General features: G+C 67.7%; 15 protein-coding genes and 1 pseudogene. 8 read left to right on the plus strand and 8 right to left on the minus strand.

The window, feature by feature from the left end; genetic code table 11:
• Nucleotides 1-107: 107 nt before the first annotated feature.
• A complete protein-coding gene (locus V6M37_RS11370; RefSeq protein WP_332673402.1) occupies nucleotides 108-4,256 on the minus strand; it encodes an ankyrin repeat domain-containing protein in 4,149 nt (1,382 codons plus the stop codon).
• Nucleotides 4,257-4,535: 279 nt separating this feature from the next.
• Entirely contained in the window at nucleotides 4,536-5,738 is a 1,203-nt protein-coding gene (locus V6M37_RS11375) for an ammonium transporter (RefSeq protein ID WP_332673335.1), read from the minus strand.
• Nucleotides 5,739-6,066: 328 nt separating this feature from the next.
• Between V6M37_RS11375 and V6M37_RS11380 the strand changes: the two genes are divergently transcribed.
• The gene (locus V6M37_RS11380) at nucleotides 6,067-6,987 is read left to right on the plus strand and encodes a DMT family transporter (RefSeq protein WP_332673337.1); all 921 of its coding nucleotides are present in this window, start codon (nucleotides 6,067-6,069) and stop codon (nucleotides 6,985-6,987) included.
• On the opposite strand, the gene V6M37_RS11385 is transcribed toward V6M37_RS11380, so the two are convergent.
• Nucleotides 6,965-7,225, minus strand: a complete 261-nt coding sequence (locus tag V6M37_RS11385; RefSeq protein ID WP_332673339.1) for a DUF3862 domain-containing protein — start codon at nucleotides 7,223-7,225, stop codon at nucleotides 6,965-6,967. The genes V6M37_RS11380 and V6M37_RS11385 overlap by 23 nt on opposite strands.
• A gap of 109 nt (nucleotides 7,226-7,334) precedes the next feature.
• Between V6M37_RS11385 and V6M37_RS11390 the strand changes: the two genes are divergently transcribed.
• Nucleotides 7,335-8,558 (plus strand): glycosyltransferase family 4 protein, encoded by a 1,224-nt coding sequence (locus V6M37_RS11390; RefSeq protein WP_332673341.1) that lies wholly within the window; start codon nucleotides 7,335-7,337, stop codon nucleotides 8,556-8,558.
• Nucleotides 8,558-9,328: a UDP-2,3-diacylglucosamine diphosphatase gene (locus V6M37_RS11395; RefSeq protein WP_332673343.1), complete on the plus strand. Its 771-nt coding sequence runs from the start codon at nucleotides 8,558-8,560 to the stop codon at nucleotides 9,326-9,328. The genes V6M37_RS11390 and V6M37_RS11395 overlap by 1 nt, the downstream gene beginning before the upstream one ends.
• Before the next feature lie 13 nt (nucleotides 9,329-9,341).
• On the opposite strand, the pseudogene V6M37_RS11400 reads toward V6M37_RS11395, so the two are convergent.
• From V6M37_RS11400 to V6M37_RS11420, 5 genes and pseudogenes are all read right to left on the minus strand, one after another.
• Nucleotides 9,342-9,737: pseudogene (locus tag V6M37_RS11400) on the minus strand (DoxX family protein); the annotation flags it as partial.
• 190 nt (nucleotides 9,738-9,927) lie between these two features.
• Nucleotides 9,928-10,479 (minus strand): chromate transporter, encoded by a 552-nt coding sequence (locus V6M37_RS11405; RefSeq protein WP_332673348.1) that lies wholly within the window; start codon nucleotides 10,477-10,479, stop codon nucleotides 9,928-9,930.
• Complete coding sequence (locus V6M37_RS11410; protein WP_332673405.1) at nucleotides 10,476-11,078, minus strand: chromate transporter; 603 nt, start codon at nucleotides 11,076-11,078, stop codon at nucleotides 10,476-10,478. Before V6M37_RS11410 ends, V6M37_RS11405 begins: the two co-directional genes overlap by 4 nt.
• 116 nt (nucleotides 11,079-11,194) lie before the next feature.
• Nucleotides 11,195-11,827, minus strand: a complete 633-nt coding sequence (locus V6M37_RS11415) for a phosphoribosyltransferase (RefSeq protein ID WP_332673350.1) — start codon at nucleotides 11,825-11,827, stop codon at nucleotides 11,195-11,197.
• A gap of 25 nt (nucleotides 11,828-11,852) precedes the next feature.
• Nucleotides 11,853-13,385 (minus strand): FAD-dependent oxidoreductase, encoded by a 1,533-nt coding sequence (locus V6M37_RS11420; RefSeq protein WP_332673354.1) that lies wholly within the window; start codon nucleotides 13,383-13,385, stop codon nucleotides 11,853-11,855.
• A gap of 335 nt (nucleotides 13,386-13,720) precedes the next feature.
• On the opposite strand from V6M37_RS11420, the gene V6M37_RS11425 reads away from it, so the two are divergent.
• The 5 genes from V6M37_RS11425 (at nucleotide 13,721) to V6M37_RS11445 (ending at nucleotide 16,485) form a co-directional block, all read left to right on the plus strand.
• The gene (locus tag V6M37_RS11425; RefSeq protein ID WP_332673356.1) at nucleotides 13,721-14,272 is read left to right on the plus strand and encodes a hypothetical protein; all 552 of its coding nucleotides are present in this window, start codon (nucleotides 13,721-13,723) and stop codon (nucleotides 14,270-14,272) included.
• 3 nt (nucleotides 14,273-14,275) lie between these two features.
• The gene (locus V6M37_RS11430; RefSeq protein ID WP_332673358.1) at nucleotides 14,276-14,875 is read left to right on the plus strand and encodes a hypothetical protein; all 600 of its coding nucleotides are present in this window, start codon (nucleotides 14,276-14,278) and stop codon (nucleotides 14,873-14,875) included.
• A 53-nt stretch (nucleotides 14,876-14,928) separates the two neighbouring features.
• Nucleotides 14,929-15,399 carry an SRPBCC family protein gene (locus V6M37_RS11435; RefSeq protein WP_332673359.1) on the plus strand — a complete coding sequence of 157 codons (471 nt, stop codon included), beginning with the start codon at nucleotides 14,929-14,931 and terminating at the stop codon, nucleotides 15,397-15,399.
• Between the two features lie 81 nt (nucleotides 15,400-15,480).
• Complete coding sequence (locus V6M37_RS11440; RefSeq protein ID WP_332673361.1) at nucleotides 15,481-15,699, plus strand: hypothetical protein; 219 nt, start codon at nucleotides 15,481-15,483, stop codon at nucleotides 15,697-15,699.
• A 153-nt stretch (nucleotides 15,700-15,852) separates the two neighbouring features.
• Complete coding sequence (locus V6M37_RS11445) at nucleotides 15,853-16,485, plus strand: glycosyltransferase family 32 protein (RefSeq protein WP_332673363.1); 633 nt, start codon at nucleotides 15,853-15,855, stop codon at nucleotides 16,483-16,485.
• Nucleotides 16,486-16,615: the final 130 nt, after the last annotated feature.

Genomic DNA, 16,615 nt, shown 5'->3' on the forward strand with positions numbered 1-16,615 from the left:
GTCGGTTTTCGCTCAGACCGCGACTTTACGGCGCTGACGCGACCGCAAGCACCGCAACCGGCGCGCGGAATTGCAAGCAATCGTCACGCGGGCGGTGCCGCAGCGGTTCAAACGATGGCCACGTTCGCCGCCTGCGGCAGGTCGCTCAGGACGGTCACATCGGTGACCATTTCGATCTTTCCGTTCGCGCTGATCAGGAAATCCGCGAAAAACAGCGCAGAGCCGTAGTAGATCGTCGCGCTTGCCCGATAAGCGCCGTCGTCCGGGTTGCTGCCCCAATAGTGGGCGGGGCGGAGCTGCCTGTCCACTTCGGTTCGACGTTGTTCCGGCAGCGGCGGAATCTCCGGCTGTTCGATGCTTTCGGCGACGATGAACGGGCCTTCGTCGCCGCGCACGAAGAAGCAGAAGAAGCGCAGGTAGTCGCAGACGAGATCGGGCGTGAGCGCGATGGGCGCCTGCGCGTTGACGGCGTGGATCGGCGGCGACGTGCCGTCCAGGTGAAGGTATGCCGGGTCGTCCGAATGCCGCGCCGGCGCGACCAGATAATAGGCATGCGAGTCGGGAGGCCACGCAGGATCGGAGAGCCGCAATAGTCGAACGCTGTGGGCGGGATAAAAGGGAAGAACCGCCTCGTCGAACTGCGTCCGCGGGGACCGCTTCGGCGGGTCCCCGAGGGGGGCGAGCCCTTGCAGCGCCGCTTCACGCCGCACGTCGTCGAGCGGTGCCCAGGTCAATGCCCGGTCCCAGGATCCGGACGAGGCCGGCGAGGGCGCGTGCGCGGCGTCCCCCGCAGCGGGAGCCCATGCTTGCGAGCAGAGTTCAGGCGGCCGGCGCCCCCAGCGGTCGCGGGTCTGCAGAAGGGCGGGTCCGACGTCGTCAAGAAGCCACTGCCCGACCTCGTCGTCGACCGTGACCGCGGCGATGTGCAGCGGTGTCCAGCCTTGTCCGTCCTCGACGAGCAGCTCGCCCCGCATTCCCGCGCGCAGCGCCCGAGCGACGTCCAGCGACGCGCGATGCTTCAGCGCAACGTGCAGGGCCGTTCCAGTTTCCTCGCTCCGGAAGTTCACGTCCGCGCGCGCTTCGGTGGTCAGGATCCGTATTGCCGGCAGCGAACGGTTCTTCGCCGCAGCCATCAGCGGCGTGAGTCCCTTCGGGTCGGGATGGTCGATCCGGCCCGACAGCGCGCTCGCGAGCGCCTGCAGGACTTTCGTCTCCGCGCCGTTTTCGAGCGCAGTGTCGAAGAGGCCGTATCCGGTCACCGGCGCGTCGGGGTCTTCGGGCACCGTCGCGCGTTTCAGCATTCGCTGGCAGAGCCGCCACTTCCGCTCGCTCAGGCAGATCTGCAGAGGAGAGGGGCCGTCGGGCGCAATCGGCAGCCAGGGATCGACGCGTTCGTCCTCGAGAAGATCGGTGCGGATTTCCGGGTCCTCGCGGCTCAGCGCGAGCGGCGTGCGCCCCTCGCGGTCCGTCGCGTTCGGGTTCGTTCTCGCATCGTCCAGAAGCCGCTTTACGGCCTGGCTTTTTTGCTGCCGGGCCGCGACGTGCAGCGGCGTCGATCGCAGCGGGGCCGAGCTGTCCGGGAATGTGCCGGGCTCGTCGCATTGGACCGTGCAGTTGGGATCGTAGCGGGACAGGAGAAGATCGATCATGTCGCCGCTTCCGTGGGCCGCCGCGTCGTGCAGCGGAGTTCTTCCCCATCGGTCGCGCAGCATGACGTCCGTGATCGGCAGCAAAAGCTTAGCCACCTCGACGTGGCCTTTCGCCGCCGCAAGATGAAGCGGCGTGCCCCATGTGCTGCGTACATCGGCGCTGAGTCGGCGGTCCTCGATGAGTCGCTGCGCCATCTCGCGATTATTCGTCTGCGCGCAATCGTGCAGGAGGCTTTGTCCGTCCGGGCCGTCGAGCTGGTCCTTCTTGTACCGCGGCAACAGGAGCTCGAACGCTTCCCGGTTGTTCCCCCACACCGCGGAACTGATCGGGCGCCAGCCGTCCTTGGTCCGGGACGTCGGCGAGGCGCCGAATTCCATCAGGCATGCAACGGCCTTCGGATGAAACCACGCGGCAGCGTGGACGAGCGTTCTGCCGTCCCCTTCGCGCTTCGCACGAAGGGCGGCGATGTCGCGCGTCGCGAAGACTTTGAGGATGTCGACGCGACCATAGGCTGCCGCCAGGTAGGCATGGGTTGTCGTTTGAACCGGGGCGGAACCCACCCGCGTTGACGGCGCCCTGCTGCGCTTCAGCAGAGACAGGCAATAGTCCCGCAGCACCTCGTCGCCCGGCACGACGTGCGACCCGCCGGACCACGCGCGCAGGTACGCGGAAAGGAGGAGCGCCGCAAAGCCGATGCGCTCGTCGGTCGCTTGCAGGCGGTTGCCCTTGCGTCCGGCCCGGTCCCATTGCTGCGCGCGCTCGCGCATCGCGTTCTCGATTCTCAGTTCGCCGCGGGCGGTCCCGAGCCATTGGCGGGCCGGCGGCCAGTGGCGGAGGATCGCTTCGTGGACCAATCGACAGCGCTGTGCGTCGACAGGGACGACCAATCGACGTTTCAGGAAGGCGTCGACGATCTCGTGCTCGGGCGAGAACCTCGGCGCCACGGCCGCGCGCAGCGTGACCGCGTCGTCGTCGCCGCCCGAGAACCGGACAAACGGGCGCAACAGGTAGTTCAAATCGTCCGGTTCCAGCGGTTCGATCTCCAAGCGCACGATGGCTTCGGACGCTTCGTTCGCGATCGCCTTTTCGATGTCGAAATCGTCTGCGTGAAAGTCATCGGGATCGAGTTCGAATTTCGGTCGGGCCTCCGCGAAGAGCGGTGACGTTCCCCGATGCTTGTCGTATCGCGCCTTCCGGTGCTTCGCCTTCACGTAGAGTTTCGACAGGGTCAGGGAGACGAGGGGGAGCAGCGCACCGACTTCCGCCTCCGGTTTGTCCCTTGTCAGCGCACCGATGTTGTCGAGCAGCTTCTTGCGAATTCCGGCGTCGAGCGCGAATCCTGCGGTTCGAAAGGGTTGGGTCACGATTTCGCGCCAGAATTCGGGCCCGCTCGCGACCTTGTGCTGGAACAGCTCGTCGACGAACGTGCGCAGCGGTGTCTTGCTGATCTGCGTCGTCCGCGCCGTTTCGAGCGTGTAGACGAAGAGGATGCGCCCGCTCTTCTGCGCTTCGCCGATGAATTCGAGCAGCGGCCGCCATGGCGGCGCCGACGATTCGTCCAGCAGGTCGTCGACGATTTCCTCGAGTTGATCGAGCCCGATGACGAGCCGCGACGGCTCCCCGTCCAACGCCGGGGGAAGCGCCTGGGAGATCGCGTCTACGGCCGCACGCGCGCCCCGAGGGGCGCTCAACGCTTCCGCGAAACCGTGAACGGACCTGAGTCCGGTCGACAGGACGAAGCCGGAGAGGATGCGCGGAACGATGTTTTCGGGATCCCCTTCGTGATTGTGGAAATCGGTGGGCCGAACGGCCATCACGTGGTAACGGCCGCGTTGACGGCGCTGCTGCAGCCGGTAGAGGACGCCGGCGCGCAAGGCCGACGATTTTCCGCTGCCGCTGACACCGGTGAGACCGACCGCGGTGCTGCGTTCGTCCCTTTCCGCGAGTTCGTCGATGTCGCGCGCGACCGAGTCGCTCAGAAGGTCCCGGCCGTAGAAGACATCGCCGTCTTCGATGTCGTAGAAGTCGAGTCGCTTGAAAGGTATGCGTTCGCTCCCTGGCGACTGTTCCAGAACGAACTTCGACACGAACGCCCGGACCGCGACGATCAGGTCCGCATCGTCCGGGTACGTCTTGAGATCGATCCCTCGTGCCGCGAGCGCGCCGATGAAATTGCGCAGCGCGCGGATCTGCGGTTCGTAGGTGCGCTGCATCCACGCCTTATGGGTTTCATGACCGCGCGCGGCGTAGGCCCCGTACAGAACGCCCCGTCCAAACCCGACCGAAGCATCCTCGGCGTCGACCTGTTTATCGGCGATAAAGGCCAGGAAAACAGGGACATTCCCGGCGTGATGCGCGTCGAGAAATTCCCATATCGTGCCGGTCAGCGGAAATGCCCCGTTCGCGAGCAATTCGTTCTGCTCGTCGACTTTCTCGGGCCAGGGGTGTTGCAGCCGGTACTGGTGCTGCGGGTCGGTCCATTCGTTCGCCGCTTCCAGCAAATGCAGCGGGAAATCGCTTTCGAGCGGACTGCCGATGCGTTCGGACAGGATGCCGACCGTGCCGCGGCACAACGGATCGGCGGGCCGCGGAATCTGGCGCTGCATCGAAACGCGCTGCTCGAACCCCGGGCCTTCGAGGTCGAGGTCCCAGGAGTAAGGCTTTATCGTCGGACGCTTCGTCGATTCCTCGGCGAGTCGGCGCACCACGCGTTCGACCTGCGCCCTCACGCTCGCGATGTCGCCCGGTGTTGCGACGAATACCGATTCTTCGCGCAAAGGCGGGAAGTAACTATCGTCCGGCCGGCTGCTTCGAGTCACGTCGCGGGCTGCTCATGAACAGACCCTATTGCTATAGGGCCTCCCGCTTCGAAGCGCAAACAGCGCTTACCAGGAGGTCTCCTTTTCGGCAGTGGAAGAAATCCGGTGGAGCGACAGGTCCGCCCCGATGAATTCCTGCTCGGGATCGAGGCGTAGCCCGACCATCAAGTCGATCGCCCAGTAGATGATCGTGCCGCCGGCCGCGGCGACCGCGATGCCGCCGAGCGTGCCGATTGCCTGCGCGGCGAGGCTGACGCCGCCGAGCCCGCCGAGAGCCTGCGATCCGAAGATGCCCGCGGCGATGCCGCCCCACGCGCCGCAGAGACCGTGCAGCGGCCAGACGCCAAGGACGTCGTCGATCTTCCAGCGGTTCTGCGCCACCGTGAAGAGATGGACGAACAGCGCGCCGGCGATGGCGCCGACAATCAATGCACCGATCGGGTGCATCAGGTCGGAGCCGGCACAGACCGCGACGAGCCCGGCAAGCGGGCCGTTGTGGACAAAGCCCGGGTCGTTGCGGCCGGCGGCGAGCGCCGCCACGGTCCCGCCGACCATCGCCATCAGCGAATTGATCGCGACGAGTCCGTTGATCGCATCGAGGCGCTGCGCGCTCATGACGTTGAAGCCGAACCAGCCGACTGTCAGGATCCACGCGCCGAGCGCGAGGAACGGGATGTTCGACGGCGGATGCGCTGCGATCGCGCCGTTCTTGTGATAGCGGCCGCGGCGGGCACCGAGGAGAAGCACCGCCGGCAGTGCGACCCAGCCGCCGAACGCATGCACGACGACGCTGCCGGCAAAGTCGTGGAACTTTGCCCCGAAGGCGCTCTCGAGCCATGCCTGGATGCCGAGATTGCCATTCCACGCGATGCCTTCGAAGAACGGGTAGACGATGCCGACGATCGCGAAAGTTGCGGCAAGTTGCGGCACGAAGCGCGCCCGCTCCGCGATGCCGCCCGAGACGATCGCCGGAATCGCCGCGGCGAACGTCAGCAGAAAGAAGAACTTGACGAGCTCGTATCCAGAGTTCGCGATCAACTGGTCCGCGCCAACGAGAAAGTTCGCGTCGTAGGCCAACGAGTAACCGACCGCGAAGTACGCGATCGACGAGACCGCGAAGTCGCTGAGGATCTTGACCAGCGCGTTGACCTGGTTCTTCCTTCGGACCGTGCCGACCTCGAGAAACGCAAATCCGGCATGCATCGCGAGCACCATGATCGCGCCGAGCAGGATGAAGAGGACGTCGGCGGAAGTCTTGAACTGCTCCATGTGCCACTTCGGTGAAAGATCGTTCGCCAGAGCAAGGACAGTGCCGAGATAAAAAACTACGTGTGTTCAGTCGCTTGCGCATCGTCTGCGCAAAAATGGGTGTCCCCGGTCCCCGTCCCGGTGCAGCGCGCCTGGTTTCATGCACGGGGGAGGTGCATTGCTCCGCGTCAGTCGCGCAGACGCTTCCTCCCGGTGCCGAACTCTCCGCGGCCACGGCGCCGAAGCGTTTCCTGCGCAGGCTCCCGGTCGGTCCCGGTACAATCCGCGGTCTTGGCTCCGTCGGGCGAGCGCGTCCTCGCAACGCGGCTGCCGCAGCCTCCGGATCCACATGAACACAAAGAAAATCCCCCTCGCCGCGGCCGGCCTGTTCGTGCTGCTGTCGCTGATCTGGGGCTACAACTGGGTCGTCATGAAGAAGGTGATGGCCTACGCCGATCCGTTCGATTTCTCGGCGGTGCGCACGCTGTTCGGCGCGCTCGCGCTGTTCGCGGTGCTGGTGTGGCGGCGCAAGCCGCTGAAGCCGGTCGCGCTCGGCCAGACGCTGCTGCTCGGGCTGCTGCAGACGACGGCCTTCATCGCGCTGATCCAGTGGGCGCTGGTCAGCGGCGGCGCCGGCAAGACCGCGGTGCTCGTCTATGCGATGCCGTTCTGGCTGCTGCCGATGGCGTGGGTGTTCCTCGGCGAGCGGGTGCGCGGGCTGCAATGGCTCGCGGTCGCGCTCGCGCTCGTCGGGCTGGTGTTCATCCTCGATCCGTGGAAGGCGCAAGGGGATCTCTTCAGCACCTCGCTCGCGCTGCTCGCGAGTGTGGCGTGGGCCGCGAGCGCGGTGCTCGTGAAGCGGATCCGCGCACGTTTCGACGTCGACCTGCTGTCGCTGACCGCGTGGCAGATGCTCCTCGGTGCGGTGGTGCTGTGCGGCGTCGCGTGGCTGCTGCCGTCCGAGCCGCCGCAGCTGACGACTTACTTCGTCGTCGCGCTGATCTACAACGCGCTGTTCGCGACCGGTCTCGCGTGGCTGATCTGGCTCGTCATCCTCGACCGGCTGCCGGCCGGGCTTGCCGGCCTGTCGTCGCTCGCGGTGCCGGCGGTCGGCGTGCTGTCGGGCTGGATCGAGCTCGGCGAGCGGCCGAGCACGCCCGAATCGGTCGGCATGCTGTGCATCGCCGTCGCGCTGATGCTGATCAGTGCGATCGCGCTGCGCGGGCGGGAGCTGCAGTCGCGCAGCGTCAGCGCAGGTTCGCGGAGCTGAACAGCACGACCTGGTCGGCGATGAAATTGACCTGAACGTGGCGCGCCTCGTCGCCCCAGGTGCAGCTCCTGACCGTCATCAGGTCACTGCATCTCGTCGGCTCGCCGAGCAGTCGCTTGACCTCGTCGTATCTCATGCCGACCTTGATCCGGTCGTAATTCTCGACGGTGAGCTTGGTGCAGGCGGCGATGCCGAGCGCGAGCGCGGCGACGCCGAGGATGCGTAGCGGGTTTCTCATCGGGGCCTCCGGGGGTCTGGGAAGGATTCGTTCGGTCGCCGGCCGGTGTAACACAGGCTTCATTCTTCCGTCACGGAATTTTCGCAGGCGGAGTTTAGCCTTCGGGCTCATGAAAGCCCTCGATTTCATGACCGAAGAACGCGGCCGGCAGCCTTCGCTGCGGATCGCCGTGGTAACCGAAACCTGGTCTCCCGAAGTCAACGGGGTCGCGATGACGCTCGGCCGGACGGTCGACGGGCTGGTCGCCCGGGGCCACCGCGTCCAGCTGGTCCGGCCGCGGCAGACCAGGGGGGACCACGCCGCCGACGGTTCCGGCTACGACGAAGTGCTCGCGCGCGGCGTCCCGATTCCGAGCTACCAGGGTCTGCGCTTCGGGCTGCCGGCGAAGACGCGGCTCGCGCGGATGTGGTTCCGCCTGCGGCCCGACGTCGTCCACGTCGCGACCGAAGGACCGCTCGGCTGGTCGGCGGTGTCGGCCGCGGCGAAGCTCGGCATCCCCGTCACGTCCGACTTCCACACGAACTTCGACCATTACAGCCAGCACTACGGTGTCGGCTGGCTCAAGCAGCCGGTGTCGGCGTACCTGAAGCGCCTGCACAACCGCACCGCGCTGACTCTCGTGCCGACCCGCGCGATGGCGCAGGCGCTGCGCGCGGAGGGCTACCGCAACGTCGATGTCGTTGCGCGCGGCGTCGATACGCAGCAGTTCCACCCGCGGTTCCGCAACAGCCTGCTGCGCGAGTCGTGGGGCGTCGGCGAGGACGGCCTCGTGGTGCTGAGCGTCGGGCGCGTGGCGCCGGAGAAGAACCTCTCGCTGCTCATCGAGGCGTTCGAGGCGATCCGCGGCGTGCGCCCCGACGCGCGGCTCGTCATCGTCGGCGACGGACCGTTGCGCCGGCCGTTGCAGGGCAAGCACCCGAATTACCACTTCGCCGGCACGCGCCGCGGCGCGGACCTCGCGGCGCACTATGCGTCGGCGGACATGTTCCTGTTCCCGAGCCTGTCGGAAACCTTCGGCAACGTCACGCTCGAGGCGATGGCGAGCGGGCTGTGCGTTGTCGCCTACGGCTGCGCGGCCGCGTCGGAGGTCATCGCCGGGGGGCGCGACGGGCTCCTCGCGCCCCCCGGCAACGCGACGGCATTCGTCGCGCAGGCGATCGCGGCCGCCCGCGACGACGCGCTGCGGCGGCAGTTCGGCGAGGACGCGCGCCTGAAGAGCGAAAGCCTCGACTGGGAGCGCATCCACGACAGCTTCGCACGCGCGCTGCAGCACGTCGTCGACGACGCGGAGCCGCAGCGCGAGTTGCCCGCGGCGAACGCGGTCGCGCGCTGATGCCGGCGGTCCGCTCGGTGTTCATCTCGGATGTCCATCTCGGGACGCGGGCCTGCCAGGCCGGCCGGCTGCTCGAATTCCTGCGCGAATATCCGTCCGACCACCTCTACCTGATCGGCGACATCATCGACTTCTGGGCGATGAACCGCAGCATCCAGTGGTCGGGAACGCAGAACACCGTCGTGCAGAAAGTGCTGCGCCGCGCGCGTCACGGCTGCAAGGTGTTCTTCATCCCCGGCAACCACGACGAAGCGCTGCGCCAGTACGTCGGGATCGCGTTCGGCGAGATCCGCGTCGAAAGCGAGTGGGTGCACGAGGCCGCGGACGGCCGGCGCTACTGGCTGGTCCATGGCGACGAATACGACCAGGTCACGCGCCATCACCGCTGGGTCGCGGTGCTCGGCGACGTCGGCTATACCGCGCTCGTGCGGATCAACCACTGGCTGTCGTGGCTGCGCCGCCCCGGCTACTGGTCGCTCGCGGGTTATGCGAAGCAGAAGGTCAAGCGGGCCGTGGGTTTCATCTTCGACTTCGAATCGTCGATCGCGCACGCGGCACGGAAGAAGGCGTTCGACGGCGTGATCTGCGGCCATATCCACTGGGCCGCCGACCACGAGATCGAAGGCCTGCGCTACCTGAACTGCGGCGACTGGGTCGACAGCTGCAGCGCGATCGTCGAACACGCCGACGGGCGGATGGAGATCGCGCGCTGGCAGGACGCGCCGTCGCGCGAGAAGCCGCGTCCGGCGCTGCTCGAGGAGCGCGTGTAGGCGCGCCGCGGCCTCACTTGTGCCGCGCGCGCCACGCGTCGATGCTCAGCGCGCCCGCTCCGTGGGCCGCGAGCACGAGAAAGCCGCCGGCGATCGCGAGGTTCTTCATGAACGAGATGAACTGGGCCGGGTTCGCGAAATCGGTATGGAAGAACGCTGCGGCGAGCAGCGAGAAGCCCGCGAGTCCGACCGCGGCGATGCGCGTGAAGAGACCGAACGCGACCGCCAGCCCGCCACCGAGTTCGGCGATGATCACGAGCGGCAGCAACGCGCCGCTGACGCCCATCGATTCCATGTACTGCTGGCTGCCGGCATAGCCGCCGATCTTGCCCCAGCCGCTGATGATGAAGATCAGCGCGAGCAGGATGCGGCCCGCAAGAAGCGTTGCGTCCTTCATTTTTTTCTCCTTGAACCGTGGGACGGCCTCTTATGTTTAGACGACGAACGGTGGCATTGCAGGCGCGGCCAGGGGTGCGGTCGAGGCCGTCAGCGGGACCGGTGCGGACCGCGAGTCGCGGACCGGGCCGCGCGAGGCGGATGTGCTTCAACAGTCGGATGGGCGAGTGGACTTGACGGCCGCACCCGCGGGAGACGGGTTTTCAAACCCACCCGAGTCCGCCCATCGCCCCGCCGATCCCGATCAGCCAGATCGGCGCGATGCGGGTTCGCAGCATCACGGCGGCCGTCGCGACGATCAGCACGACGCCGCCGAGCCGGTGGTCCGGTTCGCGGACGAACGGCAGCGCGAGCACCCACGCCGACGAGAACATCAGCCCGACCGTGACCGGCGCGAGACCGGCGGTGAAGGCGCGCACGAACGGCGTGTCGCGCCGCTTGCTGCCCCAGCGGCTGACGCCGAGCGACAGCAGCGTCGACGGCAGCAGGATGCCGACGAGTGCTGCCGCCGCGCCGACGATGCCCGCGACCTGGAAGCCGAGCACCGGCACGAACAGCACGTTCGGCCCGGGTGCCGCCTGCGCGAGCGCGATCGCGGTCGTGAACTCGCCGTCGTTGAGCCAGCCGCGTTCCGCGACGAGGTAGCGGTGCATTTCCGGTGCGGTCGACATCGCGCCGCCGACCGACAGCAGCGACAGCGTCAGGAAATGGACGAAAAGCTGGCCGAGGTCGGCGAGCGGCAAGCCGGCAGTCATCGCTCGCGCCCCCGCCGGAAGATGCACCAGCGCGCGACGCCCCATCCCGCGGCGCCCAGTCCGGGCACGACCCACGCGAGCGGCATCCGTAGGATCGCGATCAGCGCGAGCGACGCGCCGCCGAGCAGCGCGCAGAGGAACGGCCCCATGACGTTGCCGCGCAACGCGCCGAGCATCTTCAAGCCCATCGCGAGCATCAGTCCGGCGGCGACGGCGCCCATGCCGCGGAGCGCGCCGGCGACGGCCGGGTAGTCCGACAGCCCGTTGTAACTCGCTGCAAGCACCAGGACCACGACCAGCGGCACGAGCAGCATGCCGCCGATCGCCGCCATCGCGCCGCGCCAGCCGAAGAAGCGATCGCCGAGCATCAGCGACAGGTTCACGACGTTCGGCCCCGGCAGCAGTTGCGCGAGCGAATAGGCGTCGACGAACTCCTCGCGCGTGAGCCAGCGGCGGCGGTCGACGAGCTCGCGCTGCGCGACGGCGAGCACCCCGCCGAAGCCCTGCATCGCGAGCAGTGTGAAAACGATGAAGAGATCGAGCGGCGACTTCGGGGTTCGCGTCGTCGTGGCGACGAACGGGGGCGGCGTGGCGTTCAGGTCGGACTCCGGCGGATAGGGGCGCGAAAGGGGGGGCGCGCGAAAGCCGGGAGCTTATCCGAAAGGGGCGGGCCGAGTCCCCGTTCTTCCGCGTTCTCGCGCGTCCTCCCGGTCGGCTACGCGCCGGGTTTGCGCCGGAAGCGGGCGAGGCACGCGACGACCTCGTCGTCCTCGACCTGGTCGAAGTTGCCGTAGAACTGTCCGACGGCCTGGAACGCCGGCGGCGCGGAGAGGCACACGACCTCGTCGGCGTAAGGCCCGACCTTTTGCAGGCTGTCCGGCGCCGCGACCGGGACCGCGCAGATCAGGCGTTGCGGCGACTGGCTGCGCACTGCGTGCAGCGCGGCGATCATCGTCGAGCCGGTCGCGAGCCCGTCGTCGACGACGATGACGACGCGGCCGCGCGCATCGATCGGGGGGCGGCCCGGCGAATACATCTTCCGTCGCTGCCGCAGGCGCTCGAGCTGCTGCTCGCGTTCGGCCTTCAGGTAGTCCTCGTCCGCGGCGGACGGATCGGAGATGAACGACCAGCCGGTCTCGTCGATCGCGCCGACCGCGTATTCCGGCTGCCACGGCGCGCCGAGCTTGCGCACGAGCACGACGTCGAGGTCGGCATGCAGCGACTCGGCGAGCGCCGCGCCCATCGGCACGGCCCCGCGCGGAATCGCGAGCACGAGCGCGTTCTGGTCGCGCCACTTGGCCAGCGCGCCGGCGAGCTGACGGGCGGCATCGAGACGGTCGGCGAACATTTCGTTTCCCTCCTTGCTTCCGCGGCTACTGCTTCAGTTCCGCCTTTTCCAGCGGTTTCGTCGCCGGGCCGTGCAGCGGCATCCCTTCGATGTCGAAGCGCGAACCGTGGCACGGGCAGTCCCACGAGCGCTCGGCGGCGTTCCACGAGACGACGCAGCCCAGATGCGTGCAGGCGGCGCTGTGCACGCGCAGCCCGCCGTCGGCCTCCCGCGACACCGCGAGCCGGCGCGCGCCGTCGCGGACGATCGCGCCTTCGCCGGGCGGAATGTCGTCGGCCGATTCGACTTCGCCGCCCTTGAGCCAGTCGCCGTAGTGCGCGAGCGCGTTCGCCTGCTCCCGCACGAACTCGCCGAGACCGTGCGTCGGCTTGCGCGCCGGCTCGTAGAGCCAGCTCCACGGATTGTCGCGTCCCATGATGAGGTCGGTGACGAGCATCGCGCCGGCGGTGCAATGCGTCATCCCGTTGCCCGAGTCGCCGGTGATGATGTAGACGTTGCCGTCGCCGAGCGGATTGCGGCCGAGATACGCGACACCGTCGGCCGGTTCCATGACTTCGCCGGACCAGCGGTAGTCGACCGCGCCCGCCATCGGGAAGCGCTCGCGCACCCAGTCCTCGATGACCCGATAGCGGTCCCGCGGATGCTCCTCCTGGCCGACCTTGTGGTCGCAGCCGCCGACGATCAGGTAGTCGTGGTCGGCCTGCGGGTCGGGCGTCGCGACGCGCACGTAGTAATACGGGTCGCCGTTGTCCCACAGCAGGACCCGCGGCACCGAGCCGCGCGGCACGCGCAGGCCGAGCACGTAGGTGCGATAGGCGGACTGCTTCGTATGCATCACGACGCGGTCGTTGAACGGCGTGTTCGTCGCGACGACGACCGCATCGGCGCGCACTTCGCCAGCGTCGGTGCGCACGACCTGCAGGTGGCGTTGCGCTTCGATGTCGAGCGCCCGCGTCTGCGTGTAGATCTGCCCGCCGCGCCGCACGATCGCGTCAGCGAGGCCGGCGAGGTAGCGCAGTGGGTGGAACTGCGCGAGGTTCGAAAAGCGCACGCATTGACCCGTGTCGAAGCTCAGGTCCGGCGCGCGCACCACTTCGTCGACCGCGACGCCGGCGCGCAGCGCGGCACTGAACTCCTCGTGAATGCCGGCGAGGCCCGGCGTCGTCAGTGAGAACAGGTAGCCGTCGAGCCGCTCGAACTCGCAGTCGATCCGCTCGCTGTCGACGATCGCGCCGACTTTTTCGGTCGCCTGTGTAAAGCTCTCCGCGACCACTTTGGCGCCGTCGGCGCCGAACGCTTTTTCGATGTGGTGGTAGCGGTTGTCGGGCGGAAAGAAATGCGCGGTGGTGCGGCCGGTATCGCCGGCGCCGAGTTCGACCGCTTCGACGAGCACGACGCGCCGGCCTTCGAGCGCGAGCAGATAGGCGGTGGTCAGCCCCGCGATGCCGCCGCCGATTACGCAGACGTCGGTGTGGACCGAGGTTGCCAGCGGCGCGACGCGCGGCATTTCGGCGCTCGCCATCCAGATCGAGGTGGAGCCGGGGTGGGGGACAGACATCGTTCGCCTCCTTGTGGGATCCGTGGCGTAACGGGCCCGCGCGAACCGATGGCGCGGGCCGAGCGTTGCGTCGACTGGCGCGCGCCGCTCTAAGTTCGGCAGCCGGTGACGCGAAGGCGCCGCGTGCGGCGGTCGGCGCTGCGCACCGGAAAGATGGGCCGGTCACGCCGATCGCATCCACCCCGTATAAGTCCTTCGGCATGACAGTTGCTCAATGGCATTCCCCCGATTCAGCGTCTAGTGTTCGAGCTGGCGTCCGGCCCGTCTTGGGCAGTCTGCCCGGGGAACCGCATGAATCCGCTGAAGCTTTCGACGCAACGTCAAAGGAGAGAGCGATGAAAGGAAGACGCAGCCCGGTTCTCGGGGCCAGTATCGCCGCCGCAATGCTGATGATCGGCGCGACGCCGAGCCACGCGCAGGACGGCACGGCGCGGGGGGCGGCAGCGCCGCGGGGCGCGGTGGTCGAAGCGCAAAGCCCGCGACAGGTCCGCGTCACGCGGCCGGAGCAGCGCCTGACTGACCACGACCGCTCGCCCGACTTCAGCCCCGAGAAGCCCGCGCTGTCGTCGCCCGCGTTCCGCAATCAGCCCGGCGACGGCCGCATGCTCGGTTTCGATTTCGCGCGCGATCCGCTGAACGCGAAAAAGCCGATGCAGACCTTTGACGAGATCATGCGCGCCGATATCGCCGCGACGGCGAAAGTCATGCAGACGCAGCGCGCGCTGCTGGAGAGCCGCTACGACCTCGCGCCGCGATTCTTGCCGTATCTGCACGGTGGACGCCTGCTGACGCTCGAGGACACGGTGGAGTTCTTCAACCTCGTCCTGCGGCTGAACCTGGAGTCGTCGGAGAAGGCGGATCTCGTCGCGTTCACGCGGCAGGTGTAGCGCGTGGCCGACCTGCTCGACGAAGCCGACGCCCGCTTTCGCGCGTTGCAAAGCTACCGCGCGACGCTGCACTCGGTCGGGCGAAACGGCGATCGGCAGGTGGTGCATTACTTCTATCGCAAACCGGGCTGGGTCCGGATCGACTGCGTCGAGCCGCATCGCGGCGCGGTGCTGATCTACGACCCCGGGGCGCGGAAGCTGCGCCTGTGGTCGTTCGGCCTCGGCTTCGGTTGGGGCTTCGGATTCGCACCGTTGAGCCTCGCACCCGACAATCCGCTGGTTCGCAGCCCGCGCGGGCATACGATCGACCGCTCCGACGTCGGCGCGCTGTTCGAGAATCTGCAGGCGCTGCGCGCGGGCGGAAGCTACACGCCGATCGACGCGGGAACGATCGCCGGGGAGCCGGCGCTCGGCTTCGAGGTCGCCGGCGCCGCGGGCGTCGTCGTCGCGGGCGTGCATCGCAACCTAGTGTGGCTCGCGCAGGACACGCTGTTTCCGCGGCGAGTCGACAGCTTCGACGGGGCGGATGAGCTCGTCGAAACCGTCGAGCTCGTCGACGCCGACCTCGACGTCGATTTTCCCGAACGGTTCTTTGCGCCGTGAGAAAGGACGCACCGGGGACGATGCACGCGCACGAACGCGGGATCCGATACGACGTGACGACATGGTGGCGATTCGACGCGCCGATCGACGCCGTCTGGGACGCGATCGTCGATGCCGAAAATTGGCCCGTCTGGTGGCCCGGCATCGAGGAGGTCGTCACGCTCGCACCCGGCGACGCGAGCGGGGTCGGCGCGCGGCGCCGCTGCACCTGCCGGAGCGTGCTGCCGTTCCGCCTGACCATCGTCACCTGCGTGACCCGGATCGAACCCTTGCGCCTGATCGAAGGCCGGGTCGACGGCGAACTCGAAGGCGTCGGCCGCTGCCATCTCGGGCGCGAAGCGCATTTCACGACGGTGCGCTACGAGTGGCAGGTGCGCACCGCGCGTCGGTGGATGAACCTGCTCGGCCCGCTCGCGAAACCGATCTTCCGCTGGAATCACGTCGCGATGATGCACGCCGGCGGCGCCGGCCTCGCGCGTCACCTCGGCACCCGAGCGGTGCCGCAGGCCGGCGGCTCCGCGTGACGCCGACCCGGTCGCTTGCCAGTAGCATTTCGATACCATCGCGCCGGCGCGCGCCGGCAATGCCTTTCCTATGCTTCATGGATGCAGGCGTGGCGACGCGACGACGGCCGGTTCTATTACGCCCTCATCACCGAGGATCTCTTCGGGCTCGTGGTGATGATCGCGCACGGCGGGCTGACGCCGGCGCGCGTGCGCACCGTGCCGATCGGCGGCGTCGAGGAAGGCGAGAAGATCCTCGCGGACATCGGCCGGCGCCGCCTCGCGCACGGCTACGAAAGGCACGACGCGGGCGCGAACTAGCCTTCGCCCCGCTGCGGACCCGCGCCTCCTTCCGCTGCCCGGGCTCGAAGCCGCAGGACCGCGGTCGCCCGCGAAACCACACTGGTCGGGGGCCACATGATTCCGAAGTTCCTCCATCAAACCTGTGTCAGGCAGACATGGGAAGAAAGGAAGTTGGCGCAGAAGGCCCGGCGCCTGATGCCGGACTGGGGCTACCGGCTTTACAGCGATGACGACAACGCCGACCTGCTCCGGGCCGTGCTGCCGGAATACGAGCGGCAATATCTGGAATTGCCGCACGGGGTGATCCGCGCGGACATCGCGCGCTGTCTTTACCTTTACCGCTACGGCGGCGTTTATTTCGACACCGATTACAAGTTCCTCAAGCGGTTTCCCGACGATCTGCTCGGAGAACGATGCGTGCTCGGCGTCGAGGAGGAACTGAATGTCGCGCTCGGCCGCCCGAAGCTCGGCAACGCGATCATGTGTTCCGAAAAGGGTTTTCCGGTCTGGCTGGAGTTCGTGCGGAGCATTTTCGCGCGATTCGGCGCCGGCGAATCCGACGTCGTGTTCATGAGCGGCCCGCACGCGCTGACGCTGTTTCTGGACGCGAACCGGCATTTTTCGAGCGACGTCCGGATCCTTCCGTCGCCGGTGCTCTACCCCGATTTCGACCGCTTCAAGATCTCGGCCGCCGCGGACGAGCGTACGGTCGGCGTTCACCTGTGCTGGGGCTCCTGGCGAAACAAATCGCTCGTCCAGACCGCGCGGAACCGGCTGAGAAGGATTGCGTCGGCGACGTTGTAGGGAACGCGCGGCGGGCCGGCGGCTGCGTCACCCGCTTCTCGGCATACGTGATACCCCTTGCGTGCGGGGCGGTAATTTCACACACCGCAAAGATGGGAAAAACATATATATTTACAAAATTGATTCAGGC

The sequence above is a fragment of the Aromatoleum sp. genome (genome assembly GCF_036675785.1).
Classification (GTDB): Bacteria; Pseudomonadota; Gammaproteobacteria; order Burkholderiales; family Rhodocyclaceae; genus Aromatoleum.